General features: G+C 65.4%; 22 protein-coding genes, 1 tRNA gene and 1 CRISPR repeat array. Of the genes, 19 read left to right on the forward strand and 4 right to left on the reverse strand.

Translation table 11 applies throughout. The features are described from left to right. Window positions 1-4 precede the first annotated feature (4 nt). The 6 genes from ABC969_RS08675 (at window position 5) to ABC969_RS08700 (ending at window position 7633) form a co-directional block, all read left to right on the forward strand. Complete coding sequence (locus tag ABC969_RS08675; RefSeq protein WP_345864274.1) at window positions 5-2293, forward strand: DUF2460 domain-containing protein; 2289 nt, start codon at window positions 5-7, stop codon at window positions 2291-2293. A 158-nt stretch (window positions 2294-2451) separates the two neighbouring features. Then, window positions 2452-3261 carry a DUF2163 domain-containing protein gene (locus ABC969_RS08680; protein WP_345864275.1) on the forward strand — a complete coding sequence of 270 codons (810 nt, stop codon included), beginning with the start codon at window positions 2452-2454 and terminating at the stop codon, window positions 3259-3261. Next, entirely contained in the window at window positions 3258-3692 is a 435-nt protein-coding gene (locus tag ABC969_RS08685; protein WP_345864276.1) for a peptidoglycan endopeptidase, read from the forward strand. Before ABC969_RS08680 ends, ABC969_RS08685 begins: the two co-directional genes overlap by 4 nt. Continuing rightward, a complete protein-coding gene (locus ABC969_RS08690) occupies window positions 3693-5855 on the forward strand; it encodes a phage tail protein (RefSeq protein ID WP_345864277.1) in 2163 nt (720 codons plus the stop codon). A 13-nt stretch (window positions 5856-5868) separates the two neighbouring features. After that, window positions 5869-6369 (forward strand): DUF2793 domain-containing protein, encoded by a 501-nt coding sequence (locus ABC969_RS08695; RefSeq protein WP_345864278.1) that lies wholly within the window; start codon window positions 5869-5871, stop codon window positions 6367-6369. 130 nt (window positions 6370-6499) lie between these two features. Beyond that, on the forward strand, window positions 6500-7633 hold the full coding sequence (locus ABC969_RS08700) for an OmpA family protein (protein WP_345864279.1): 1134 nt from the start codon (window positions 6500-6502) through the stop codon (window positions 7631-7633). Between the two features lie 240 nt (window positions 7634-7873). Here the strand turns inward: ABC969_RS08700 and ygfZ are convergent, their stop codons facing one another. After that, a complete protein-coding gene (gene ygfZ / locus ABC969_RS08705; RefSeq protein ID WP_345864280.1) occupies window positions 7874-8572 on the reverse strand; it encodes a CAF17-like 4Fe-4S cluster assembly/insertion protein YgfZ in 699 nt (232 codons plus the stop codon). Between the two features lie 79 nt (window positions 8573-8651). Between ygfZ and pyrC the strand changes: the two genes are divergently transcribed. Beyond that, complete coding sequence (gene pyrC / locus ABC969_RS08710; protein ID WP_345864281.1) at window positions 8652-9689, forward strand: dihydroorotase; 1038 nt, start codon at window positions 8652-8654, stop codon at window positions 9687-9689. 12 nt (window positions 9690-9701) lie between these two features. On the opposite strand, the gene ABC969_RS08715 is transcribed toward pyrC, so the two are convergent. Then, a complete protein-coding gene (locus tag ABC969_RS08715) occupies window positions 9702-10130 on the reverse strand; it encodes a DoxX family protein (protein ID WP_345864282.1) in 429 nt (142 codons plus the stop codon). Between the two features lie 118 nt (window positions 10131-10248). Beyond that, entirely contained in the window at window positions 10249-11028 is a 780-nt protein-coding gene (locus tag ABC969_RS08720) for a DUF1134 domain-containing protein (protein WP_345864283.1), read from the reverse strand. Window positions 11029-11198: 170 nt separating this feature from the next. On the opposite strand from ABC969_RS08720, the gene ABC969_RS08725 reads away from it, so the two are divergent. From ABC969_RS08725 to ABC969_RS08735, 3 genes are all read left to right on the forward strand, one after another. Further along, window positions 11199-11290: transfer RNA gene (locus tag ABC969_RS08725), tRNA-Ser, on the forward strand. 609 nt (window positions 11291-11899) lie between these two features. After that, complete coding sequence (locus tag ABC969_RS08730) at window positions 11900-13177, forward strand: site-specific DNA-methyltransferase (protein ID WP_345864319.1); 1278 nt, start codon at window positions 11900-11902, stop codon at window positions 13175-13177. Continuing rightward, a complete protein-coding gene (locus ABC969_RS08735; RefSeq protein WP_345864284.1) occupies window positions 13177-13614 on the forward strand; it encodes a DUF5681 domain-containing protein in 438 nt (145 codons plus the stop codon). Before ABC969_RS08730 ends, ABC969_RS08735 begins: the two co-directional genes overlap by 1 nt. 32 nt (window positions 13615-13646) lie before the next feature. Here the strand turns inward: ABC969_RS08735 and ABC969_RS08740 are convergent, their stop codons facing one another. Then, the gene (locus tag ABC969_RS08740) at window positions 13647-14591 is read right to left on the reverse strand and encodes a restriction endonuclease (protein ID WP_345864285.1); all 945 of its coding nucleotides are present in this window, start codon (window positions 14589-14591) and stop codon (window positions 13647-13649) included. 96 nt (window positions 14592-14687) lie between these two features. On the opposite strand from ABC969_RS08740, the gene ABC969_RS08745 reads away from it, so the two are divergent. The 9 genes from ABC969_RS08745 to cas2 all read left to right on the forward strand — a co-directional run bounded on the left by ABC969_RS08745 (window position 14688) and on the right by cas2 (window position 24979). Further along, window positions 14688-14900, forward strand: a complete 213-nt coding sequence (locus tag ABC969_RS08745; RefSeq protein WP_345864286.1) for a helix-turn-helix domain-containing protein — start codon at window positions 14688-14690, stop codon at window positions 14898-14900. A gap of 555 nt (window positions 14901-15455) precedes the next feature. Further along, window positions 15456-16889, forward strand: coding sequence for an IS1182 family transposase (locus ABC969_RS08750; RefSeq protein WP_345864287.1), 1434 nt, complete (start codon window positions 15456-15458; stop codon window positions 16887-16889). 166 nt (window positions 16890-17055) lie between these two features. Further along, window positions 17056-19362 (forward strand): CRISPR-associated endonuclease Cas3'', encoded by a 2307-nt coding sequence (locus tag ABC969_RS08755; RefSeq protein ID WP_345864288.1) that lies wholly within the window; start codon window positions 17056-17058, stop codon window positions 19360-19362. A gap of 70 nt (window positions 19363-19432) precedes the next feature. Beyond that, window positions 19433-20110 carry a type I-C CRISPR-associated protein Cas5c gene (gene cas5c, locus ABC969_RS08760; RefSeq protein WP_345864289.1) on the forward strand — a complete coding sequence of 226 codons (678 nt, stop codon included), beginning with the start codon at window positions 19433-19435 and terminating at the stop codon, window positions 20108-20110. Further along, window positions 20107-21990, forward strand: coding sequence for a type I-C CRISPR-associated protein Cas8c/Csd1 (gene cas8c, locus ABC969_RS08765; protein ID WP_345864290.1), 1884 nt, complete (start codon window positions 20107-20109; stop codon window positions 21988-21990). Before cas5c ends, cas8c begins: the two co-directional genes overlap by 4 nt. Then, window positions 21987-22985 (forward strand): type I-C CRISPR-associated protein Cas7/Csd2, encoded by a 999-nt coding sequence (gene cas7c, locus ABC969_RS08770; RefSeq protein WP_345864291.1) that lies wholly within the window; start codon window positions 21987-21989, stop codon window positions 22983-22985. The genes cas8c and cas7c overlap by 4 nt, the downstream gene beginning before the upstream one ends. Before the next feature lie 8 nt (window positions 22986-22993). Beyond that, on the forward strand, window positions 22994-23635 hold the full coding sequence (gene cas4 / locus ABC969_RS08775) for a CRISPR-associated protein Cas4 (RefSeq protein ID WP_345864292.1): 642 nt from the start codon (window positions 22994-22996) through the stop codon (window positions 23633-23635). 5 nt (window positions 23636-23640) lie between these two features. Next, window positions 23641-24681, forward strand: coding sequence for a type I-C CRISPR-associated endonuclease Cas1c (gene cas1c, locus ABC969_RS08780; protein ID WP_345864293.1), 1041 nt, complete (start codon window positions 23641-23643; stop codon window positions 24679-24681). 13 nt (window positions 24682-24694) lie between these two features. Further along, entirely contained in the window at window positions 24695-24979 is a 285-nt protein-coding gene (gene cas2, locus ABC969_RS08785; RefSeq protein ID WP_345864320.1) for a CRISPR-associated endonuclease Cas2, read from the forward strand. 190 nt (window positions 24980-25169) lie between these two features. Then, window positions 25170-25465: a CRISPR direct-repeat array (repeat unit 33 nt; unit sequence GTCGCCCCCCGCGCGGGGGCGTGGATCGAAACA). Window positions 25466-25467 lie beyond the last annotated feature (2 nt).

Consider the following 25467-nt stretch of genomic DNA (forward strand, 5'->3'; position numbering starts at 1 on the left):
GCATATGGCGCATTGGCTGGCGTCGGCGCGGACGGTGCAGCGCGAGGGGGTGATCTCGCGCTTCGACCCGCGCTTCTGGACGGTGAATTTTCCGCGGCCGATGATGGCGGCGGTGACGACGATCGCGGCGGATGCGCTGCGCGTGGAGGCGCAATTCTACCGCGCCAACGATCTTGCCGGGCTGATCTGGGAAGCGGCGGACGTGCACGATCATCCGCTGCTGCGCTACGAGACATCGCGCGATTTTCGCGGCTGCCGCCTGCGCTTTCGCTGGCGCGCGTCGGGGGTGCTGGCGCTGAATGTCATCAATGGCCCGGTGTTGACGATCGAAGGGCGCGATGCGGCGGGGCAGGCGCGGGCCTGGTATGTGCGGTTGTGGAATTATGCCGTGGGCAGCCCAAACGATGCGGTGGTGTCGATCGATCTTGCCGCGCTGAGCGGTGGCTTCCTGCTGCCCGGCGAGGCCGATCCGGTGTGGGCCGGGGACATCGACCGGATGTTCGTGTCGCTGGTGCCGACGGGGTTTACCGGCGCCGACGCCGCGCTGACCGCGCCGAGCACGGGCTGGATCGAGCTGACCGACATGACGTGCGAGGGACCGGGGGCGGTGCTCACGATCGGCGATGCCGTGGTGCCCGAACATGGGCTGGGCATCGCCAGCGGCTATGACGACAGTTATCATCTGACGCCGGCACGGTTGCTGCGCAATGCGCTGCTGCTCGGCTATCGCGGCAGCATCGTCCATTATGTGGGGATGAGCCATTATTTCCGGCTCGAGCCGGCGTCCGGCGGCTATTTCGTCAGTACGACCGGCGCGGTGATGAACGTGGCGGCGCTGGCCTGGCACCGGGCATTTGCCGCGCAGGCGAAACTGCTCGGCTTCGGCATCATCTGGTCGGTATCGTACGAATTGCTCGACCAGCATTGCTGGGCAGCGTGGAAGCAGCGTGCAGGCGACGGGACAGCGGGACTGACCGGGTGGGATCCGCCCTCCGCTTTGCTGTCGCCGGCGCATGAGGAGGCGATGCGCTATCTGCGCGATCTGGCCGCAGCGCTGATGGACATGGCGGTCGCGGCGGGGCTGGCGCCCAAATTCCAGATCGGCGAGCCGTGGTGGTGGGTCATGCCGGATGGCCGACCCTGCCTGTATGACGATGCGGCGAAGGCGGCGCTGGGGGGCAATCCGGTGGCCATCGGCAGCGTGCGCGGCGCGCTCACGGCGGCGCAGAAGGCGCTGCTCGACGCGGCGGGGGCGCTGCTGGCGCAATCGACCGCGGCACTGGCGGCCGCGGCCAAGGCGGCGGCACCGGAATGCGAGACGCATTTGCTGACCTATCTGCCGACCGTGCTGGATGCCGCGGCGCCCGAACTGAAGCGCGCCAACATGCCGATGGGCTGGGCAAGGCCGGCATTCGATGTGCTGCAGCTGGAAGATTATGACTGGGTGGTGGCGGGCGACAGCGCATCGACCGCCAAGGGGGTGGCATTGGCCGAGGCACGGTTGGGCTATCCCGTGGCGCAGCAGCATTATCTGGCAGGGTTCGTGCTGCGCCCGGACCAGGCGGGGCAATGGCGCGCGATCGCCGCGGCGGCGGACGTGGCGCGGGCGCGCGGCGTGGGGGCGACGTTCGCCTGGGCGCTGCCGCAGGTGTTGCGTGACGGGTTCGTTCAGTTCGACACGGAGAGCGAGATGCAGGCGTTCGACGATGTGCAATTCCCGCTGGCGCTGGGGCGCGAGGCGGAAGTGATGCCGGAATTTTCCACCGCGATCCTGACCGGCGCGGGCGGGCACGAGGTGCGCAACGCGAGCTGGGCGGGCGGGCGGACGCGCTACGACGTTGGGCCGGGGGTGCGATCGGAGGCGGATATCGCCGCGCTGCTGGCGTTTTTCCGCGCGCGGCTGGGGCCGGCGCGGGGGTTTCGCTTGCGCGACCCGTTCGATGCCTCGTCGGGGACCGGGAGCGCGCTCGACCAGCGGCTCGGGCTGGGCGACGGCATCGTGACGCGGTTCGCGCTGGTGAAACATTATGGCGAGGGTGCGCGGCGGATTACCCGGCCGGTGGCGGGGAGCGTGCGCGTGGCGGTGAACGGGGTCGAGACGGTGGCGTTTACCGTGGCGGCGGGTGGCTTCGTGGTGCTGGATGTGGCGCCGGGGGCGGGCGCCGCGGTCACCGCGGGGTTCGCGTTCGACGTGCCGGTGCGGTTTGCCGAGGATCGGCTGGCGGTCAATCGCGCGACGTTTCTGGCCGGCGCGGCGGCGAGCGTGCCGCTGGTGGAAGTGCGCGAGGAGTAGCGAGACTTGGGCTGCGCGCTTCAGCGCAGTCCTAGTCGCAGCGGTGAGGGTCTTCTTTTGGCGGAACGGTGCCAAAGAAGAAGCAGAAGAAGACCCTCCCAACCCTCTCCCGCGAAGGGCGGGAGAGGGCTTTAGAAGCGGCGAGTGGGAGATGCATCATGACCTTTCTCGAAGGGCAGCTGACCACGATCGCGTTGTGCTGGCGGATCGAACGGCGGGATGGGGTGACGATCGGATTGACCGATCATGACCGCGATCTGACGGTCGACGGGCTGGTGCACCGGGCGGCACCGGGGATGGTGCCCTCGGCGATCCAGCGCAGCGATGGCCTGGAGGCGGATACGATGGATGTCGCCGGCGCGCTGACCAGCACGGCGATCGACGAACGGGATCTGCTCGCCGGGCGCTGGGACGGCGCGCGCGTGATGGTGTTTGCAGTGGACTGGACTGGGGCTGCGGGGCGGGTGGATCTGGGCGAGGGCGTGATCGGCGCGGTCGAGACCAAGGATGGCGGCTTTTCCGCCGAGCTGCGCGGGGTGAGCGGGGCGCTCGATCGGCCGGTAGCGGAAGTAACCTCGCCGGAATGCCGCGCCGAACTGGGCGACAAACGCTGTCGCGTGGCGCTGGCGGCGCGGCGGCGGTTCGTGCGGGTGGGGTCCGTGGTGGAACGGGCCGTGACGGTCGACGCGGTGGAGCCATTGGCCAATGCGTATGGCGGCGGGCTGCTGCGCTGGATCGGGGGCGCCAATTCGGGGCTGGAGAGCGCGATTGCCTCGTCGGTGGGCGCCACCGTGATGTTGCGGGCCGAGCCGATGCTGGCGGTGGCAGCGGGCGATCTGATCGAGCTGATCGAGGGCTGCGACAAGAGCCTGGCGACCTGTGCGGCGCGGTTTGGCAATGTGGCGAATTTTCGCGGCGAACCGCATTTGCCCGGGATCGACTTGCTGACGCGGTATCCCGGGGCATGAGCGCGCGGGAACGGGCGGTGACGGCGGCGCGCGCGGCGGTCGGCGTCAAATATCGTTTGCACGGGCGCGATCCGCAATTCGGGGTGGATTGCGTCGGCCTGGCGGGGCTGGCGCTGCGTGCGGCGGGCTGCACGGACGCTATCCCGGCGGGCTATGCGCTGCGCGGCGGGACGGCGGATGCGATGCTGGCGCTGATCGATCGCGGGTCCCTGGTGCGGACGGATCACCCGATACCCGGCGATCTGCTGCTGTTCGCGGCCGGGCCGGCGCAATTCCATCTCGCGATCATGGCCGAGGATGGGATTTATCATGCCGATGCGATGCTGCGCCGCGTGGTCGAACGACCGGGCACGCCGCCCTGGCCGCTGGTCGCGGCCTGGGCGCTGATCGAGGATGCGCTGACAAGCGATCTGTTGCGGGGGGAAGGATAGATGGCGACGCTGGTATTGACCGTCGTCGGCGGGCTCGTCGGTGGGCCGATCGGCGCGGCGGTGGGCGCGCTGGCGGGGCAGCAGATCGACCGCAACGTGCTGTTCGCGCCGAAGGGGCGGCAGGGGCCGCGGCTGACCGAACTGGCGCTGCAGACGTCGAGCTATGGCACGCCGATCGCGCACGTCTTCGGCACGATGCGGATCGGCGGGTGCGTGATCTGGTCGACCGATCTGATCGAGAGCCGCGCCACCAGCCGATCGGGCAAGGGCCAGCCGAGCGTGACCAATTACAGCTATTCGGCGTCTTTCGCGGTGGCGCTGTCCGGGCGGGCGATCAGCGGCGTCGGGCGGATCTGGGCGGATGGCAAATTGCTGCGCGGCAGCGCCGGGGACTTCAAGACCTCGACCGGCTTCCGGCTGCATCTGGGCGGTGAGGACCAGGCAGTCGATCCGCTGATCGCCTCGGCCGAGGGCGGGCTGGCACCGGCGCATCGGGGGATTGCCTATGCCGTGTTCGAGCATCTGCAACTGGCGGATTTCGGCAATCGCATCCCCTCGCTGACGTTCGAGGTGATCGGCGATGCCGCGCCGGTACCAGCGGGGGCGATCGCGGCGGCGGTGTCGGGCGGGCTGGTGCGCGGTGACGTAGCGCTGACCTTGCCCGGTTTTGCGGCTTACGGCGATGCGCGCGGGGTGCTCGAGCTGCTGGGCGCGGCAAGCGGAGCGTGGTTCGTGCCCGAGGGGCGGACGATCGTGCTGCGCGATGGCACGAGCGCGAACGACACGCTCGACGACGCCGGACTCGGTGCGGGCGATCTGCCAGGTTTACGTGGCGTGCGGACGCTTGGGGCGATCGAAGCCGTACCGCAAACCGTGACGATCGCGCACTATGACGCTGCGCGCGATTACCAGCGCGGTTTGCAACGTGCCCGGCGGCCGGGCGCTGGCCACCGTGCAGCGGAGATCGAATTGCCCGCGTCCGTGTCGGCTGACATGGCCAAGACGATCGCCGAACGCGAACTTGCGCGCGGCGAAGCAGGGCGCGAGCGGCGCACGCTGGCGATGGGCTGGGACGCGCTCGGCGTGCTGCCGGGGGCGTGTGTTAGGATTGCAGGGACGCCGGGCGTGTACCGGGTGGCGCGCTGGTCGTTCGAGCAGAGCGTGCTGAGGCTGGAATGCGTAAGGCTGGCGGGAGCAACCGCGCCGGCCCGCGCCAGCCCCGGGCGTGCGCTACCAGCGCCGGACATTCTCACCGGGCGCACGATACTGCATGCGTTCGAGATCCCGCCACTCGACGATACGGTGCTGAGCGCGCCGCGGCTGATCGTGGCGGCGGCGGGGACCGCGCCAGGATGGCGGCAGGCGGCGTTGCTGTACAGCCTCGACGACGGCGCGCGCTGGCTTACCGCAGGGGCGACGGCGGGGGTGGCGACAGTTGGCGTGTTGGCCGGCCGGCCGGGCGCGGCCAGCGCCAATGTGATCGACCTGATCAACCAGATCGAGATCAATCTGGCGCATGCGGGCATGGCACTGAACGGGGCGGACGACGTGGCGCTGGATGCCGGCGCCAATATCGCTTTGCTTGGCGAGGAACTGATCCAGTTCGGCGATGCGACACAGATTTCGCAGAGCCGCTGGCGGCTGTCGCGGCTGTTGCGCGGGCGGCGCGGCACCGAGGCGGCGATCGGGCTGCAGCAGGCGGGCGATCGCTTCATATTGATCGAGGCGGACGCGGCGCTGGCGATCGAGCTGCCGCTCACCAGCATCGGCACGACGGTACGGTTCCTGGCATCGGGGATCGGCGATGCGGCCGGGCCGATCGGCGCGACGGCCGCGGTGCGCGGCGGATCGGTGCTGCCGCTGGCGCCGGTGCACCTGTGGGTGGATGCGCAGGCCAGCGGCGATCTGCTGATCCGCTGGGTGCGGCGTAGCCGTGCCGGCTGGCGCTGGATCGATGGCGCGGAGACGCCGTTGGCCGAAGAAAACGAGGCGTACCGCGTGACCCTGCGCACGGCCAGCGGGATCGGGCGGACTGTGGAAACGGCCTTGCCGGAGCTCCTGCTCGCCGCGTCGGAGCGAGCGGCAATCGTCTCGATCGAGGTGCGGCAGGCCGGGCTGCATGGCGAATCACCGGCCAGCGCCATCGCGCTGCCGGCGATGTGAAGAGGAGAGCGTGATGAGCGATACGACGAGCCGCCTTGGTCTGCCAATGATCCGCGTGGGGCAAGCGCAAAAGGAACTGTCGCATAATGAGGCGCTCGCGCTGATCGACCTGCTGATCCATGCCGCCGTGATCGGCTTTGCCGTGAACGCGCCGCCGCCGACCCCGGCGCCCGGCGATACCTGGGTAGTCGGATCTGCGCCGAGCGGGGCCTGGGCTGGCCGGGCAAACCAGCTGGCCGGCTGGACCGATGGAGGCTGGCGATTTGCCGTCCCGATCGAGGGGATGGCGGTGTGGATCGTGCAGGGCGGTGTCCTCGCTCGATTTGCCGGCGGCGTGTGGAACGCGGGCGATGTCACGGCAAGCCGCCTGATGATCGGGGGCAACATGGTGGTGGGCCCGCAGCAAGCGGCGATCGCCGCCCCCACCGGCGGCACGGTGACAGACGGACAAGCCCGCGTCGCGATTGCCAGTATATTACAGGCGATGCGCACGCATGGCTTGATTGCGGGGTGAAACTGGCTGTTTTCCGTGCCAATCTGTTGCTCTTCGGCAACACGTTCCGAAATATGTTCGCTTGCGTGGAAACCAACTGGCGGGTAGTTAGTTTGCGCTGTCCGAGTGACACTGACGAAAGGGGATTTTTATGCGGAAGCTTGCCATCACCATGGCGCTTGCCTCCACTGCGCTAGCCACACCTGCCCTCGCACGCGATAATTCGTGGTACGTGGGCGTCGAGGGTGGCGCAATGATCGTGGAAGACATCGATTATGATGTTACCCGCGCAACGGCTGCTGGTTCGGGTAACGGATCGGTCGACCACCATTATGGCTATGACGTCGATGGCGTGATCGGTTACGATCTCGGCGCGATCCGTGTCGAGGCCGAAGTCGGCTATCGCACGGCGACGGTCAAGGGCTACAGCGCGACGGGCACGACCCCGGCGTATCTGGCCAACGGCACTGTTTCGCAGCAGCCGGCTGGTAACTACGACTATGCGGGGGGCCGCACGTCGGCACTCAGCTTCATGGCTAACGCTCTGCTCGACTTCGGTGACGATGACGGCATCCAGGGCTTCGTTGGCGGTGGTGTCGGCGTTGCCCGCGTCAAGTCGCGCATCGGTCTTAACACCAATGGCGATTTCCTGAACGATTCGGACACGCGTTTCGCTTGGCAGGGTCTGGCGGGCATCCGTGCACCGCTCAGCAGCAATGTCGACGCGACGCTGAAGTATCGCTTCTTCAACGTGGACAACGTTCGTCTGGTCGACGTGACGGGTGGCCAGTATGAAGGCCGTCTGCGCACGCACAGCATCCTGGGTGGCCTGACGTACAACTTCGGCGAACCGGCAGCTCCGCCGCCGCCGCCGCCTCCGCCCCCGCCGCCTCCTCCCCCTCCTCCGCCGCCGCCGCCGGTTGCGGAAGTGGTCTGCGCTCCTGGACCGTATATCGTGTTCTTCGAGTGGGATAAGTCGGACATCACGCCGCAGGCAGCTTCGCTGCTCGACGGTGCGATCTCGCAGTACCAGAATTGCGGCAACACGCAGGTCATGCTGGCCGGCCACGCCGATAAGTCGGGTTCGGCAAGCTACAACGTTGGCCTGTCGCAGCGTCGCGCGGATTCGGTGAAGTCGTACCTCACGGCTCGCTCGATCCCGGAAGCAGTGATCAGCACGTCGGCATTCGGCGAAAGCCGTCCCCGCGTCGAGACCGCCGATGGCGTTCGCGAGCTGGAAAACCGCCGTGTGGAAATCCAGTACGGACCTGGTTCGGGCCAGTAAGCCCGAGCCTAGTTTGGCTACACGGAAAGGGGGTCGGCGAAAGCCGGCCCCCTTTTTGGTTGACCGGCGCGGGCGACCGACGGTTTCACGACGAACAAAACCGGTAAGACACGTATACGCGGCGACAGCAGGGGCCAAAAACGGGCGCGACGCTGTTGCGTCCTCGTGGCCCCTGCTGTCGCCGGGGACGGCGTGCAAAGCTATCGCCGTTCTGGACCGACCGCGCGAGCAGCACGATGGCTATAGCGCGGCGGCCAGCCATTCCGGGATAATGGCATCGCCCAGCGCCTCGACTCGGCGGTGTTCGATCATCAGACCGAGCTCGGGATAAGTCGCGCGGGTGCGATCGCCGGGTTCGGCCCGTGGCGCGACGACCAGGCGACGGTTGACCTTGCTGCGGTGATGCATCCGCGCAGTATTTTCCTGGCCGACATAGCAGCCCTTGGTAAAGCTGACGCCGTTCAGCTCACGCGCATTGCATTCGAGCCACAGCGTCTTGTCTTGCCCCAGTTCCGCCACGCCTTCGGTGATACCCAGCGACAGGCGGTGGGCAAGCCAGCCAGTGGCCGGCTCGCTGGCCGGCGCGAGCCAGCGATAGCCCAGGGCGGCGAGCCGCGGATCGGGCATGCCATGCCCGGGCGCACGCGACCAATGCACGGTGCGCGCGTCCGCCTCGATCGTGATCGCGCGGCGCAGCCGATAGATCGATAGCCGGCGTTTCAGGCCCTCCGCCGCGCTGGCTTCACAATCGAGCAATAGCGCATCGCCATCGGGCCAGACGATGAAATCATACAGCGCCTTGCCCTGCGGCGTCAGCAATCCGGCCCACACCGGCAGCGGCCCGGCCATATCGGCGCTGATCAGCCCTTGCAGGAAACCGCGGACATCGTCTCCCGACAGGCGCAGCAGCGAACGATCGGCGAGCATGGTGGCGGTCATACAGGCCGAGGTAGGGCGGGCAGGGGGCAGCGGCAATACGTGGCTGGCGAATTGGCCGCCGGCGCGCTAGGCGAACGCGATGACCTACCGCCTGACGATCCGCCGCCCCGATGACTGGCATGTCCATCTGCGTGACGGCGACATGCTGCACGCGGTGGCGCCGTATACCGCACGCCAGTTCGCGCGCGCGATCATCATGCCCAATCTCGCGCCACCGGTGACCAGTGTTGCCGCTGCCACGGCCTATCGCGAGCGCATCCGCGCCGCGCTGCCCGCGGGCAGCGACTTCACGCCGCTGATGACCTGCTATCTGACCGACACGGCCGACGCGGCGGAGATCGCGCGCGGCCATGCCGAGGGCGTATGGGCCGCGTGCAAACTGTATCCCGCCAATGCGACGACCAATTCGGCGCACGGCGTTTCCGACATCCGCGCGCTCGGGCGCGTGCTGGAGATGCTGCAGCGGATCGGCATGCCGCTGCTGATCCACGGGGAAGTCACCGATCCCGAGATCGATTTCTTCGATCGCGAAGCCGTGTTCATCGAACGCACGCTGGGCGGGCTTGTGCGCGATTTCCCCGCGTTGAAGATCGTGCTCGAACATATCACCACTGCCGAGGCGGTCGATTTCGTCAATGGCGCGGGCGCCAATGTCGCGGCGACGATCACGCCACAGCATCTCCATCTCAACCGCAACGCCTTGTTTGCCGGTGGGCTGCAGCCGCATGCCTTCTGCCTGCCGGTGGTCAAGCGCGAGCGCCATCGCCTCGCGGTGCGCACGGCAGCGGTGTCGGGATCGCCGCGTTTCTTCCTCGGCACGGATACCGCGCCGCACGTTCGCGGACGCAAGGAAATGGCGTGCGGCTGCGCCGGTATCTTCAACGCGCCGTTCGCGCTCGAAAGCTATCTCGCCGTGTTCGACGCGGAAGACGCGCTGGATCGGTTCGAGGGCTTTGCCTCGGAACATGGTGCGCGCTTTTACGGGCTGCCGCTCAACGAGGGCACGGTGACGCTGGAGCGGCGCGATGTGCTGGTGCCCGCGCTGTGCGGCGTGGGCGACACCGCCGTCGTGCCGTTCCACGCGGGCCAGACGCTGGCCTGGCAGATGGTCGGCTGAACGCGGGCGCGCTCATCTCCCGCTAGGTCGGCGCTTGAACGGCCAATCGACCACGCGGCCGGCGAACAGCGCCCACCACATGATCACCGGCTGCGCCGCCAGACGCGGGACATGATACCACAGGCTGCGCAGCTCGTGCGCGACCAGCACCTGATCGATCGCGTGCTTCACGTTGGCGGGATACACGCACACGGCATAGGCGGCGAGCAGAACACCCGCCCACCAGCGCAGCCGCGTGGTCAGCAGCGCGACCGCGCCGGCGAGCTCGCACAGGCCGGTGATGAAAATGATCTCGGCCGGATAGGGCACCCAGGCGGGGGTGATCCTGAGGAATGGCTGCGGGAGTGCGACGTGCGCGATGCCGGCGGTGATGTACGCGGCGGCGAGCGTCCAGCGCAGGATGCTGCGGGTGCGCTCGGCGGTGGGGTCGAGGGGCGTCATGGCCGTTGAGGCGTACGCGCCAAGCGGTGCATGGGCAAAGCCCATGCCCTCGGCCGGGCTGAAGCCCGCCGGCCGAGCTTGCGCTGTTCGCGCGGACGTGGCCGCGCGGCGCTGCGCTTTAAAACGGAAACCACTTCGCGTCGTGGCTGAACTTCATATAGCCGATATTGATGCCCTGCCGCCAGCCGACGCCCAGGCGGATCGGGATCACCACCTGATTGCCCTTGCGCAGATAGCTTGCCGCGACCCCGCCGACGAAGAACAATCGCCCCTCGCCCGCGGCGAAGCGCTTGCGATAGAGTTCCTCGGTGTCGTTCAGATTATAGATCAACACGAACACCTTGCTGGCGTCGCCGCCGATATCGAAGCCGACCGACGGGCCGGTCCAATAGACCGGCTGTTGCCCCTCGATCTTGTGGAACATCTCCCCCTGGCCGTAGCGCAGCCCGACGACGAACGCGCCGCCCGCCTCGCGCCCCGCGATATATGCGTTGGGCTGGCCCTGGTCCTTGAGGATCTTCTCCAGCATGCCGGCCAGGCCGGCGGTGCCCTTGCCCAGCGTGCCTTCGGCGGCGCTGAGCAATTCTTCGCGGTTGAAGGTATCGCCCTGTTCGGCGATCGCCACGGCGCCATCGCGCGCGACATTCTGCTGCGGATCGAGCGCTGCGGGCGCGCCTGCCGGCGTCTCCGCGGGGACGCGCGGGCCCTGCGGATCGTATGGCGGGTAAGCGGGCGGGCGATCGAGCGGCGCGGGCACGGTATAATCCGGCGCGCGCTGCGTCGACAGGTCGGCGTCGATCGCCTGATTCGGATCGATCGTGCGCACCTCCTGCGCCAGAACAGGGCCGGCCACGAGCATCAGCCCGGCCATCGCAATCGTCGAAAACAGTCTGCCCATGGTCTACTCCCCTGGCCCCAAGACCATCGCCTAGCGCCTTCGCGGCTTGACCGGCAATGAACGATCGCGCCCGGCGCGGCAACTTGAGTCGATTTTACGCCAGATAGCGCGCCACGAACGGTTGATCGTCGCCGCGACGCCCGCTATAGCCGCCGCTTGCCGCCGGGTCCGGAGACGTGGGTGAGTGGCTGAAACCAACGCTTTGCTAAAGCGTCGTACCTCTTAAAGGGTACCGAGAGTTCGAATCTCTCCGTCTCCGCCAACTAGTCACCAAATGAATGACAGAGCGTAGGCTGCACCCCAAAAAGGGCGCGGTTCAGCGCCTTTCTGCATGTCGGAGGGTACTGCAGAGCACAATCGCGAGGAGATAACTGCGGCATTCTGCGGTCATTTCTCCGCGGCCTGAGGGAATGGTACCCTTTCCCTGCTATTCCCTGCCAAGCACAGGATACTTCGTTTTGGAACCGAAAACCGCACTTGAGGTCTGCAAAGACCACGATTTATCAGCTAGTTAGCAGCAGCGTTCCCTATGTTAGCCAGCAGGGAAAATGAAGCGGGCTGGCAGCGTTAGAATCAAGTGCTGGTAGGGAAACAAGAGTTTCACGGGGTGACCAAAGTAAAGTGAACAACCGTGGCAAAGATTGTAAAGTATCGAGCTTAAAATTCTATAATTATCTAGCTCAGTTCAAAGAGTACTATTGACGGGGCGGTGATGCCGTTCTAATCGATCTGCAGAAGACGAGGCGAGTAACTGTTTTGGCAGGCGTCTTCGTGCTTTTTCGCGATTCGCCGTTTTGGAGGCGAGTTCGTGACGAAAGCAAGATTGGTTCGCGGTTCGAACAGAGTTTCAGCAACAGGCGCTTGGGAGTTGGTGGCGGTAGCTGCCCTAGTCCCGGCTGTTCGTCGAACCCGGACGCATAGTGGCAAGAAGCGACAGACGCTGGAGGCAAGCATCCAAGAGTATGGGATGCTCGACCCGATCACTGTCAACAGCGCGAATGTCATTGTCGATGGTCACCTCCGCTGGGAAATGGCGCAGAAGCTGGGCTTTCGCGAGGTGCCGGTTATTCGCATATCGCATCTTAGCGATGCAGAGCTACGGGCCTTTGCGATCGCGGCAAACAAGCTGCCGTCGGTGGCGAGCTACGACCTCGACGCGCTCCGCCTCGAGCTTGAAGAAATCAGAGCAGAGGTTCCCAAGATCGACCTGACCCTCACCGGCTTTACGATTGGTGAAATGGACCGTCTCGACGGTAGGTACCGGGCCGGGCTGTACGACGATCTGGATGAGGATTTGCCACAAAGCCTCGAGGTGCCGCGAGCGCAACTCGGCGATCTTTACGCGCTTGGCGACCACAGGATCATCTGCGGCAATAGTTTGGAACCGTCAGTTTACGCGACTCTGATGGGCGCGGACCGAGCAACGTGCTGCTTCACGGACCCGCCGTACAACGTGAAGATTCAGGGTCACGTCACCAGCTCGGCGAAGCACGACGACTTCGCCATGGCTTCGGGAGAAATGACGCAGAGTGAGTTCGAGCAGTTCCTGAATGTGGCGTTGTCGAACGCTTGTGCACACCTTACCGACGGCGCAATTGCGTTCGTATGCATGGACCATGCGCATCTGCTCGAACTGCTGCAGGTCGGCGATCAGGTGTTCACCGAGCGACTTAATATCTGCATTTGGGATAAGGGCAGAGGCGGAATGGGTTCGCTTTATCGCAGCCAGCATGAATGCGTGGCCGTGTTCAAGAATGGCTCAGCACCCCACCTCAATAATGTGGCGCTCGGCAAGAACGGGCGCGACCGGACCAACGTTTGGTCGTTCCCCGGTATGATTGGGTTCGGGAAGGCCAGGACCAAGGCCCGCTCGCTGCACCCCACGGTCAAGCCGGTCGCCCTTATGGCCGAGGCCCTGCTGGATGTAACTGCGTTGGGCGACCGCGTGCTCGACCCATTTGGTGGTTCGGGCAGCACGCTGATCGCCGCCGAACGGATCGGCCGCCATGCGCGTCTAATCGAGCTCGATCCAACATATGTCGATCGTACGATTGCGCGCTGGGAGCGTGTTACCGGTCGCAAGGCTGAGCTTATTCACCGAGACGTCGAACTCGTGCTCGATAATACCGATATCGAGGGGCAGGACTGATGGGCAGCTACGACGATCGGGAATACGCCGTGGGCAAGGGCAAGCCGCCGCAAAAACACCAGTTTAAGCCGGGGCAGTCGGGCAATCCACGAGGCCCCCGCCATAAGAAAAAGGCTCGGGAGGCGACGCTCGAGGTCCTCGCCCATGAAGCATTAAATGAATCGGTAACCGTCGTTTTCCGAGGGCGAGAAGTGCGATTGCCGAAGAAGCAAGCGATCGTAATCGGCGTCATTAATGATGCTTTGGCAGGCACGCCATCACAGCGCCTGAAGGCGATGAAAGCTCTGCACGAAATCGGAGCTTTCAACTCAACAGTTGAGGACGAACGAACGACACCAGAATTGCAGCAGGAACGCATCGCCGAGGTTGTCGCGGGGCTAATTGAAGAAGGTAAACGCGATGAAGAAACTCGGCACCTGTTTGCCGAGTATGAGTAGCCCGCAGGCAGACGCTATACCCGATATTTCGATCACAACGACCGTGCGATGACCCAGTCGACCAAGCCCGCGTTGATCGACAGGTCGGCAATCTCTTCATCCATCACTAGCTCAAGCCGGCGTTCCTGCAGGGGCGGGGGTGCCGTCAACTTGCCAATGGGCGAATGACAGATGAGCATGATGCGCTCGCGCGGAGCGCGCTCGCCGAGCCGCTTTGCATAGTCGTCGATTGTTCGCTGATCAGCCTTAGATTTGATCTGGACCGACATGCGCTCACGGGTGAACGATTGCTCTACCACCAGGTCGACGTCCTTCATCGTGCCGCCTAAAGATGACACCCTTGTCCAGCCGGTGCGCGCGAAAGCGAGGTCGATCAGCTGTTCGAAGTCGCGCCATGCAAGCCGCCGGATCAATGTACGCAAGTGCTGCTTGAGGTCGTCACGCGCCGCAGTCATTGCTGTTTGAACCGGATCGAGGGTCGCATTTATATAGCGTAGGCATAGCTCTTTCTGGTCAGCCGTTAGCCTGCATATGGAGCGTTGATAGCCCTGTAGCTGTGTCAGGCGCGTGCTAAGGCGATCGAGGTCTAGCACCACTCCATTCGCGTCTCGGTCCTGCCAGCCGCCGCGCGCCATCCGGTAAAAGGCTCCGCTGGCGTCCCCGGCGCCCTCTATTGCTTGCACTTTCGACTCGGCGACGCACCACCACATACGACCTCGCGCGAAGGTGATCCACGTTACGGCGGGATCCGCATCGAAGAAGGCCTTTGCTTCGGTAGTGTATCCCGTCGCCGTAGCGGGAACGCGCCCTTTCGCCACGTAGGCCTCATACACGGCTTTCCAGTCACCGCCGAGCCCCGCCACGTGGCGGTCGTCGGCGGTGCCCCATTCAAGCCAGCCCCGGTCCAGAGCGCCTTCCCAGCGACCACCGGCGCCCAACTTGATATAGCGTATCGCTGCGGTCGGTACCTTTCTCATGTCCCCGACGTCGCTTGCGTGCCGTCGCAAGTCCAGTCAGAAATGATACTCATCGTCCGTGGCAACTGAGGCGACATCGCTGTTGATGCAGCGGCAATGGATGTACTCCAGCGCCTTGGTCAGAACATACGCCGCCTGCGGCGCGCGCGGGGGCTCGCGCAAGAGAAGTTTGCGCTGCAATTCGGGATCGACCGGACGTATGTCAGCGGTATCGAACGCGGAGCCCGTAACCCGACGGTCACCGTCGTTCAGCGCTTCGCAGACGCTCTCGATGTGCCCATTGCGGAGCTGTTCGCCGAGATCGAATGACCGCTATTGGTCGGCTAGCGCAAAGCTGCGTATCGACTTCTGCGACATTGTCGCCCTTCTTGGCACCATGGATGACCGGCACGAATTAGCGCTAAGACTGCTGACGCTGGCTGGCGCGATTATGGAGGACGGATCATTGGTCGCGATTATCGGTCGCAAAGGGGTAGAATTAGGAGAGCGCGCTTCTGCCGTTGCCGGCGACGCAGCCGACGCGCAGCTGCTCGCTCAAGCCGCGGCCATTGTCCTGCGCCGCTGACAGTGCATCATAGGCAATGCTGGCCGGCGCATGTGCAGTAGACTATGAACGAAAGGTGCTACGAGCTTGGGCTGGCATATCCTATTGCCAGACCGCATCGCGATCCCCGAAGGCATGTGCCCTTCATTTGAGCCGTCTCCGCTTTGGGTGGAACGCGGCCCGTCTGTTTTGAGTAGGGCGCGGTAATAAGCGGACGTTTGTTCATCTGGTCGGGGAGGGCTCGAACGCCGGCTTAGGGTAGAGGCTGTGTGAAAACGTCCTGATATGTTATGCTTGTCAACGTCATCTGGAGACGTCGGATGGGCCGTTTTATCGAGGGATGTGACCGCAGGGAGCAGCTTTTCCTGCCGCCGTGCGTGGACGATTACGTGGCCGAAGACAGCGCTGTGCGGATTGTCGATGTGTTCGTCGACGAGCTGGACCTGGCGATGCTGGGCTTCCCCGATGCCGCAGCGACGGGCCGGCCGGGCTACCACCCGGCGATGCTGCTCAAGCTCTACATCTACGGTTATCTCAACCAGGTGCAGTCGAGCCGGCGGCTCGAGCGCGAGGCGGGCCGCAATGTCGAGTTGATGTGGCTGACGGGCAAGCTCGCCCCGGACTTCAAGACCATCGCCGACTTTCGCCGCGAGCACGGGCCTGCGATCCAGGCGACATGTCGCCGCTTCGTGCTGTTGTGCCGCCAGCTCGGCCTCATCGCGGGCGGGACGGTAGCGGTGGACGGCAGCCGCTTCCGCGCGGTGAACGCGCGCGATCGCAACTTTACGCCGGTCACGATCCGGCGGCGGATGGAGCAGATCGACGCCAGCATCCAGCGCTATTTGGGCATGCTCGACACCGCCGACCGGCAGGACGGCGACGCAGCCGAGCTGCGCACCGGACGACTGACGACGCGGATCGACGAGCTTCGGCGCCAGATGCGCGAACTGGAGGCGATGGAGCAGGCGGTCGCGGCATCGCCCGACCGACAGATCTCGCTCACCGATCCCGACGCGCGGGCGATGGCCTCGGCTGGCACCGGCACGGGCCAAGTCGGCTACAACCTCCAAGCCGCCGTCGATACCGGCAGCCACATCATCGTCGCGCACGAAATGCTCAACCTCGGCCACGACCGCACGTCGCTGGCGAACATGGGCCACCAGGCACGCGCGGCGACCGGTGCCGATGCGCTCACGGTGCTTGCCGATCGCGGATACTTTTCGGGGCCCGAAGTGCTTGCCTGCGAGGCGGCCGGCATCACCGCGATCTGCCCCAAGCCGCTCACCTCCGGTGGCAAGGCCGAGGGCCGCTGGGGCAAGCAGGACTTCGTCTACGTGCCCGAGAGCGACACATATCGCTGCCCGGCCGGAGAAACGATGACCCGGCGCTTCTCAACCATCGAACACGGCATGCTGCTGCACGCTTATGCGACGCCGGCCTGTCGCTACCGCTGCCCCGTAAAGGCCAACTGCACCGGCAGCATCGAGCGCCGCATCAAGCGCTGGAAGCATGAGGAGGTCATCGAGGCGATGCAGGCCCGGCTCGACCGCATGCCGGACGCGATGCGCGTGCGCAGGCGCACGGTCGAGCATGTCTTCGGCACCATCAAGGACTGGATGGGGCGAAGCCACCTCAAAACCCGCACGCTGAAGAACGTGGCGACCGAGATGAGCCTCCATGTGCTGGCCTACAACATCAAGCGCGCCATCGCTCTGGTCGGAGTGCCGGGGCTGATTGCAGCGATGCAGGCCTGAGCGCCGCGTTCGCGCGCGCTCCTATCATCGATGCTCGATCGCCGTTCTCACACAGCCTCGGTGGCAAGCGGACTGGCAACTACCGGGAGGTCCGCTGCCTGCGAATCATCCGCCCAGCTCGACAAAGTCGGCTGGCAATCTCGTGGGACCGTGCCAAATTGGCGGAATGCCACCCTTCGCACACTCGCTCGCCGGCGAACCGCAGCACTTATGGGAGCCGCTGTCGCATCATCTGACCCAGGTCGGTCATCTGGCCCGGCGCTTTGCCGCCGCTTTTGGTGCCGGAGAGTTGGCGCTGGCCGCCGGCCTGCTGCACGATATCGGAAAAGTCTCGATCGCTTTTCAGGCCTATATTAACGGCGCAGACGCAGGACGCGGGCCCGACCACAGCACGGCGGGCGCCGTCGAGGCGACGCGACGATATGGCGCATCCGCTCCGCTCGCGGCCCGGCTTATCGCCTTCGCTATTGCCGGCCATCATGCGGGGCTGGCAGACGGGACCGGTCATCGCGGCGGATCGTTGCAGGCACGGCTGGAAAAGCGTGATCTGCCCGATTATGCCGGCTGGGAGACGCAGGTTTCGGACCTTCCGGAATTGCCCCAGGTCGATTGGCAGCAGCGCGCAGACTATCGCGCACCCGCCGGCTATGCGGAGGTTTTTCTCGGCCGAATGCTGTTCTCCTGCCTCGTCGACGCCGATTTTCTCGCGACCGAAGCCTTTTATGCCAACGCGAGCGGCGTACCGATCGAGCGCGGCGACGCCACGCCGCTCACCGAATTGCGCGAACGCCTCGATCGACATCTCGACAAGCTGGTTGCCGGCGCCAAATCGAGCCCGTTGAACAGCCTGCGTGCCGAAATCCTCGTACACGCCCGGGGCAAGGCGGCGGTTGCGCCCGGCCTGTTCACGATGACCGTGCCGACGGGCGGCGGCAAGACGTTGGCTAGCCTGGCCTTCGCGCTCGACCACGCGATAGCGCACGGCCTCGATCGCGTGATCTACGTCATCCCCTATACCTCGATCATCGAGCAGACCGCCGCGATCTTTAAGACCGTGCTTGGCGACGCACACGTGCTCGAACATCACGGCAATGTCGAATGGGAGAAAAGCCGCCAAGGCGATGGCGACGAAGGCCGTGACGGTCTCGATAAATTGCGACGCGCCTCTGAAAATTGGGATGTTCGCATCGTCGTGACCACCGCGGTACAGTTCTTCGAAAGCCTGCATGCTTCCCGCACGGGGCGTTGCCGCAAGCTGCACAACCTTGCGCGGAGCGTGATCATTCTGGACGAGGCGCAGACCCTGCCGGTTCCGTTGCTGCGCCCCTGCATCGCGGCGATCGACGAACTGGCGGGGCATTATGGCGCAAGCGTGGTGCTATGCACCGCGACTCAGCCCGCCATGCGCGCGCAGGACGGTTTCAAGGGCGGGCTCCACATCCCCGACGATCGTGAACTCGCTCCCGATCCGAAGGGGCTGTACGAGGCGCTCAAGCGGGTGACGGTCGAGGTGCTGCCGGAGGCAGTGGACGACGCTACGATCGCCGCGCGTTTCGCCGAGACGCCGCAGATGCTGTGCATCGTCAACAGCCGCCGCCACGCGCAGGATCTGTTCGCGGCGATCAAAGACCTGCCCGGCGCGCGGCATCTGACGACGCTGATGTGCCCCGCGCACCGCCGCGCGGTGCTGGCCGAATTGCGCGATGCGTTGAAGGTTGGGCATCCGGTACGGCTGGTCGCGACGTCGCTCATCGAGGCCGGCGTCGATATTGACTTTCCAGAGGTGTGGCGCGCGGAGACCGGGCTGGACAGCGTTGCGCAAGCGGCGGGGCGCTGCAATCGCGAGGACAACAGGAACACGGGCCGCGTCGTGGTCTTCGCCTCAAGCGACCACGCGTCGCCGCGCCAATTCGCGCAGCAGATCGCGGCGATGCACGAGACGCTACGCCATCATGGCGACGACCCGCTCGGGCTCGACGCGGTGCGTACCTATTTCCGCACGCTCTATTGGAGCAAGGGCGAGGCGCAACTCGACGCGTCGCGAACCCTCGACGACAAGGCGTTCCCGATTTTGAAAGAGATCGCCCAGCGCCGCATCAAGTACGATTTTCCTTATGCGAGCATTACCGAAGCCTTCCGCATGATCGACGACGTGATGGACCCGGTGATCATCCCGTGGCGCGGCGGCGCCGATCCGGAGGAACCCCAGCGCTTGATCTCCGCGCTGCGGGGAGCATTGCGAAACAAGGGGCGCTTGCCGGGCGGGGTGTTGCGGCGATTGCAGCATTACACCGTTTCCGTGCCGACCAAGGTCCGCGCTAAGATGCTGGCGACCGGCTCGGTGCAGGTCGTAGACAAGGACCATGGCGACCGCTTCGTCGTGTTGGTCGGGGGACGGTATGACGCGGCGACCGGGCTGGCACTGGACGAATATGCCGCGGATCCTAAAGATTTGATGTTCGGACCGTTTTGATTTGATACCGGCTTGCCCCGGGCGAGGGGCCGTGTAGTCTCTGCGCGGGGCAGAAATAGTCGGGGGCTGCATGGCATTTGGGGTTCGTCTGCACGTCTGGGGCGATCACGCCTGCTTCACACGTCCCGAGATGAAGGTCGAACGCGTTTCCTATGACGTGATGACGCCCGCCGCCGCGCGGGGCATTTTGGAAGCGATCCACTGGAAACCGGCGATCCACTGGGAGATCACCCGGATCCATGTGCTCAAGCCGATCCGTTTCCAATCGATCCGCCGTAACGAAGTGTCCGCCAAGGCATCCGCCAGCCTTGCCAAGAGCGCGATGAAGGCCGGGACCACCGCGGGCCTCGGCATCGATATCGCCAATGCGCGGCAGCAGCGCGCTTCCATGCTGTTGATCGATGTCGGTTATGTGATCGAGGCGCGGTTTGTGATGACGGATCGTGCCGGCGCGGAGGACACGCCCGCCAAGCATATCGCGATGTTCAACCGCCGCGCGCGCGACGGGCAGTGCTTCCACCGGCCATGTCTCGGCACGCGCGAATTCGCCGCCGACTTCCGGTTGATCGAGGAGGGTGCACCGCTGCCCGAAAGCGCGCTCGACCTCGCGGAGCGCAATCGCGATCTCGGCTGGATGAATTACGAGCCGGGCTATGCGCCTGGCACGCCCGCGCGCTTCTTCCGCGCGCTGCTGGAAGACGGCGTGCTCGAAGTCGAGCATCTGGCGGCGGAGACGATGGTCGCATGACCGTCCTTCAGGCGCTTGCCGGCTATTACGACCGCATGGCGCGGCGCGGCGAGGCCGAGCCGCCGGGGTTCAGTCGCAAGTTGATCGATTTCGCGGTGGTGATCGACGGCGCCGGCAACCCCGTGAGCGTGATGCCGCTGTGCCAGCAGAGCGGCAAGAAGATGATCGGCCGCGCGATCGACGTGCCGGCGGAGATGAAGCGTACCGTTGCGGTCGTGCCGAATTTCCTGTGGGACAAGACGGCATACTCACTCGGTGTCACCGCGGGCGATGGCAAGCGGACGGCGCAGGAACAGCAGGCATTCCGCGCGCTGCATCTCGAACTGCTCGCTGGCAGCGACGATGCGGGCCTGGTCGCGCTGCGCCGCTTTCTCGAAAGCTGGACGGCCGAACGGTTCGCGGCGGCCCCGTTCGCCCCGGATATGCTCGACGCAAACATCGTCTTCCGGCTCGATGGCGACACCGTCGATGGCGCGCCGCGCTTCATCCATGAACGCCCTGCCGCGCTGCCGTTGATCGAAGCCCGCAGCATTGCTGGTGACGGCGGCATCTGTCTCGTCAGCGGCGTCGAGACGCCCCTCGCGCGATTGCATCCCGCCATTCGCGGGGTCGATGGGGCCCAAACCGCCGGCGCGGCGCTGGTGTCGTTCAACGCCGCAGCCTATGAATCCTATGGCCGCGAACAAGGCGCCAATGCACCGACCGGTCAGGTCGCAGCGTTCAAATATGGCGCGGCGCTGAATCGGCTGCTCGATCGCGACAGCCGGTATCGGCTGGAACTGATCGGCGGGGCGCATGTCGATCCCACCCGGCCGCTGCAAATCCTCTATCGCCAGCGCGCTCGGCTCGGCGATGCCACGATCGTATTCTGGGCCGATTCATCCGGCCTTGAAGAAGTGGAGGCAGCAGCCGGCGAGGCAGTCATGGCATCCACGCTCAACGCGCTCGACCGGCCCGCCGGTCAGGTGGAGGATGATGACGACGCCTATGCTGCGCCGCTGCGCGATGCGCTGACCCAACTCGCCGATGGCCGACCCGCGCATATTGGCGACGGCGAGGTGCCGCCCGAAGTGCGCCTTCACGTCCTCGGCCTGTCGCCCAACGCCGCGCGGCTGTCGGTACGCTTCTGGTTGACCAACACGCTCGGCGCCTTCGCCAGCAACGTGATGCGCCACGCCGAAGATATCGCGATTGCACCGCCGCCCCACCGCTGGGGCGCAGGCCCATCGATCAACCGCCTGCTGGTCAAGACCACTGCGGCACAGGAGAAGTGGGAAAATATCCCGCCGCTGCTTGCCGGCGAGATGGCGCGCGCGGTGCTGATGGGCAGTCGCTATCCCCGCACGCTGCTGACCACCGCGATGATGCGGCTGCGCGCTGGCGACGATCCCGGCGGCGGATGGCATGCCGCCGTAATCCGCGGCGTGCTGGCGCGCGAGCATCGCGAGCGTCTGAAGCAGAAGAATCTTCCCGACGAGAAGGATTGGCTGATGAGCCTGGACAGGAACGAAACCAACCCCGCCTACCGCTTGGGACGCTTGTTCGCGGTTCTGGAGGCGGCGCAATATAATGCGCTGGGCCGTGTCAACTCAACGATCCGCGACCGCTTCTTCGGCGCGGCGTCGGCCACCCCGGCGACGGTGTTCCCGTTGCTGCTGCGCGGCGGGCAGAACCATCTCGCCAGCCTGCGTAAGGAAGGCAAAGCGGGCGGGATCGAACGTGATCTCGAAGAGATCATGAGCGGGATCGCCACCGAATTGCCGCGCTCGCTACGGCTCGAAGACCAGGGGCGCTTCGCGATCGGCTATTACCATCAACGCGCCGCGCGCTTCGTCAAGAAGGATGCGGTCGCCACCGAAGACCAGGGGGAAGACCAGTGAGTGAGACCAGCCCGGCGCTGACACGCCGCCACGATTTCGTGCTTTATTTCGATGTCACAAACGGCAATCCCAATGGCGACCCCGATGCCGGAAACCTGCCACGGCTCGACCCCGAGACCAACCTCGGGCTGGTGTCCGACGTGTGTTTGAAGCGCAAGGTGCGCAACTATGTCGAACTCGCCAAGGAAGGCGAGCCCGGCTACCGCATCTACGTCACAGAAGGCGCGATCCTTAACGAAGCCCATCGCGAAGCCTATGTCGCGCTGCGCCCCGACGACGAGAAAGCCAAGACCGACAAGAAGCTCAACCCGAAGGGCGATGCGGAGGCAAAATCCATCCGCGACTGGATGTGCGACAATTTCTTCGACATCCGCACTTTCGGCGCCGTCCTATCGACGGGCATTAACGCCGGGCAGGTCCGCGGGCCGGTGCAGATCACTTTCGCCCGCTCGATCGAGCCGGTGCTGCCGCTTGAAATCTCGATCACGCGGATGGCCGCCACCAATGCTGCCGAGAAGGAAAAAAAGGATGCCGCCGGCGGCGAGGACGAGCGCACCGACAACCGCACGATGGGCCGCAAGCACATCATTCCCTACGGCCTGTATCGCGCGCACGGCTTCGTCTCTGCGCCGCTCGCCAGCCATTTGGCGAAGGGCACCGGCTTCAGCGAGGCAGATCTTGAACTGCTATGGACCGCGCTGTCCAACATGTTCGAGCATGATCGCTCTGCCGCTCGCGGCGAGATGGCGACGCGCGCGCTGATCGTGTTCGAGCATGAGAGCAAGCTCGGCAATGCCCATGCCGATGCGCTGTTCGATCGCGTGAAGACCTGGCGCAAACGGCCCGACGCCGATGCCCGCGACGAAGGCGCGCTGCACAAGATCGGATCGGAGACTATCCACAACTGGCCGCCAGCGCGTAGCTTCAACGATTATGCGGTGACGGTCGATGAAGCCGCGGTGCCGGCGGGCGTGACGATCCACCGGCCCTGTTGAGCGGTGCGGTGCTGGAGACGCAGTCTACAACCGGAGATCGCGACGAGGATTCCCTCGTCCCCATCTCCGCGCTCCAGCACCAGCTGTTCTGCCCCCGTCAATGCGCGCTGATCCATGTCGAACAGCAATGGCTCGAGGACGGCGCCACCGCAGAGGGTCGCATCCTGCATGAGCGCGTCGATACCGGCCGCCCCGACCGCCGTCGCGGTGTCCGCACGGTGCGCGGCATGGCGATCCGCTCGTTCGCGCTCGGCGTGACCGGCAAGGCCGACGCGGTCGAGTTCCAGGGCGTGCAGCCCTATCCGGTCGAATATAAACGCGGCCGGCCCAAGCCGCACCGCGCCGACGAAGTCCAGCTTTGCGCGCAAGCCCTATGTCTCGAGGAAATGTTTGGAATTGCCGTGCCCGAGGGCGCGCTGTTCTATGGCGAGCGGCGTCGCCGCACCGAAATTGCGCTTGATGCCGAATTGCGCGCGCTGACCGCTGCGGTCGCAGCCGACGTGCACGCGATGTTCGCCGCCGGGCGCACCCCGCCGCCGGTGCCGATGCCCGGTTGCGCGCGCTGCTCGCTCGAGCCGCTGTGCCGCCCGAAGGCGATTGCCGCGCGACCATCCGTCGAGCGTTGGCTCGCGCGCCAATTGGCCGATTGACGCCCGTGCGCCGCCATCTCAACAGTATCTACGTCACCAGCGAGGACGCCTGGGTGCGCAAGGACGGCGCCAACATCGTCGTCGAGGTCGATGGCGCCGAGCGCGGTCGTGCGCCGATTCACATGATCGGTAGCCTCGTCTGTTTCGGCCGCGCGGGCGTGTCGCCCGCGCTGATGGCAGCGTGCGCGGAAAGCGGCGTGGCACTGTCCTTCCTGACCCCCAACGGGCGCTTCATCGCGCGGGTCGAAGGTCCGCGCACCGGCAACGTGCTACTGCGCCGTGCACAATATCGGGCCAGCGATGACGAGGATCGCGCCGTGCCGATCGTGCGCGGCGTGGTCGCCGCCAAAGCCGCCAACCAGCGCACGGTATTGCGTCGCGCCCTGCGCGATCATGCCGGGAGCATGACGCCGCTGGCTCGCGCGGCGGTCGAGGAGGCCGAACGGCGCATCGGCGACACGATCCGCCGCACGCTGCTAATGCCCGACATTGCGGGCCTGCGCGGGCTGGAGGGCGAAGCGGCCAGCTTGTATTTCGCGGTGTTCGATCATCTTGTGCGCGTCGAGGACGATGCGTTTCGCTTCCGCGGCCGCTCGCGCCGGCCGGCGATGGATCGGATCAACGCGCTGCTAAACTTTCTCTACGCGCTGCTCGGCCATGATTGCCGCTCGGCGTTGGAAAGCGTTGGGCTTGATCCGCAAGTCGGCTTTCTCCACGCCGACCGACCCGGGCGCGCCAGCCTTGCGCTCGACCTGATGGAGGAATTTCGTCCTGGCATGGCCGAGCGCCTGGCGCTCAGCCTTATCAACCGTCGCCAGTTGGTGGCGACCGACTTCGTGATCGAGGATGGCGGCGCTGTATTGCTCAAGGATGACGCGCGCAAAGCGGTGCTGGTCGCTTGGCAGGAGCGCAAGAAGGAGGAGCTGCGCCACCCATATCTCGACGAGAAGGTGACGCTTGGGCTCATACCGCATATCCAAGCGCAGTTATTGGCGCGGCACCTGCGCGGCGATATCGACGGCTATCCGCCGTTCATCTGGAAGTAGCCGCTTCGTGTTGATGCTCGTCACGTATGACGTAAATACTGAGACTAAGGCGGGCCGACGGCGCTTGCGGCGGGTGGCCCGCACGTGTCTCGACTTCGGCCAGCGCGTCCAGCATTCCGTGTTCGAATGCGAGGTGGACCCGGCGCAGTGGGCAATGCTCCGCGCCGCTCTGCTGGGTGAAATCGACCTCGCATGCGACAGCCTACGCTTCTATGCCTTGGGCAGGAACGGGCGGTCTCGCGTGGAGCATATCGGGGCCAAGGCCACTTTGGATCTGGCCGGATCCATCATATTGTAGCGATGCGGTGTTTGCGCGAACGGCAAGCTGCCGATCGTAGAGCCGAGAATTCGCGCAGCCAAAAATCGGTGGAATTGCGGGCTGCAGCGAAAGAGTGCAGTTGGAAGGTAGCGATTTTCGATCAATTCCGCATAGGTTCGCGCACACGTTCGAATTGTCGCTTCTTTCTCAATGTATAAGAGTAGGTGCAGTCGCCCCCCGCGCGGGGGCGTGGATCGAAACAGCCGCGTGCCCGATGCTGCGAAGTGGCCGATCGGTCGCCCCCCGCGCGGGGGCGTGGATCGAAACACGAAGCTCGCGCTCCATGTCGAGCAGCTCGCGGGTCGCCCCCCGCGCGGGGGCGTGGATCGAAACGTCGCGCCGTCTGGCCGCGCCTCGATCATCGCGGTCGCCCCCCGCGCGGGGGCGTGGATCGAAACACCATACTCCGGAGGCCCACGTGGCAAACAATTTGTCGCCCCCCGCGCGGGGGCGTGGATCGAAACAGC

It is taken from the genome of Sphingomonas qilianensis, from assembly GCF_039614825.1.
Taxonomy (GTDB): domain Bacteria; phylum Pseudomonadota; class Alphaproteobacteria; order Sphingomonadales; family Sphingomonadaceae; genus Sphingomonas; species Sphingomonas qilianensis.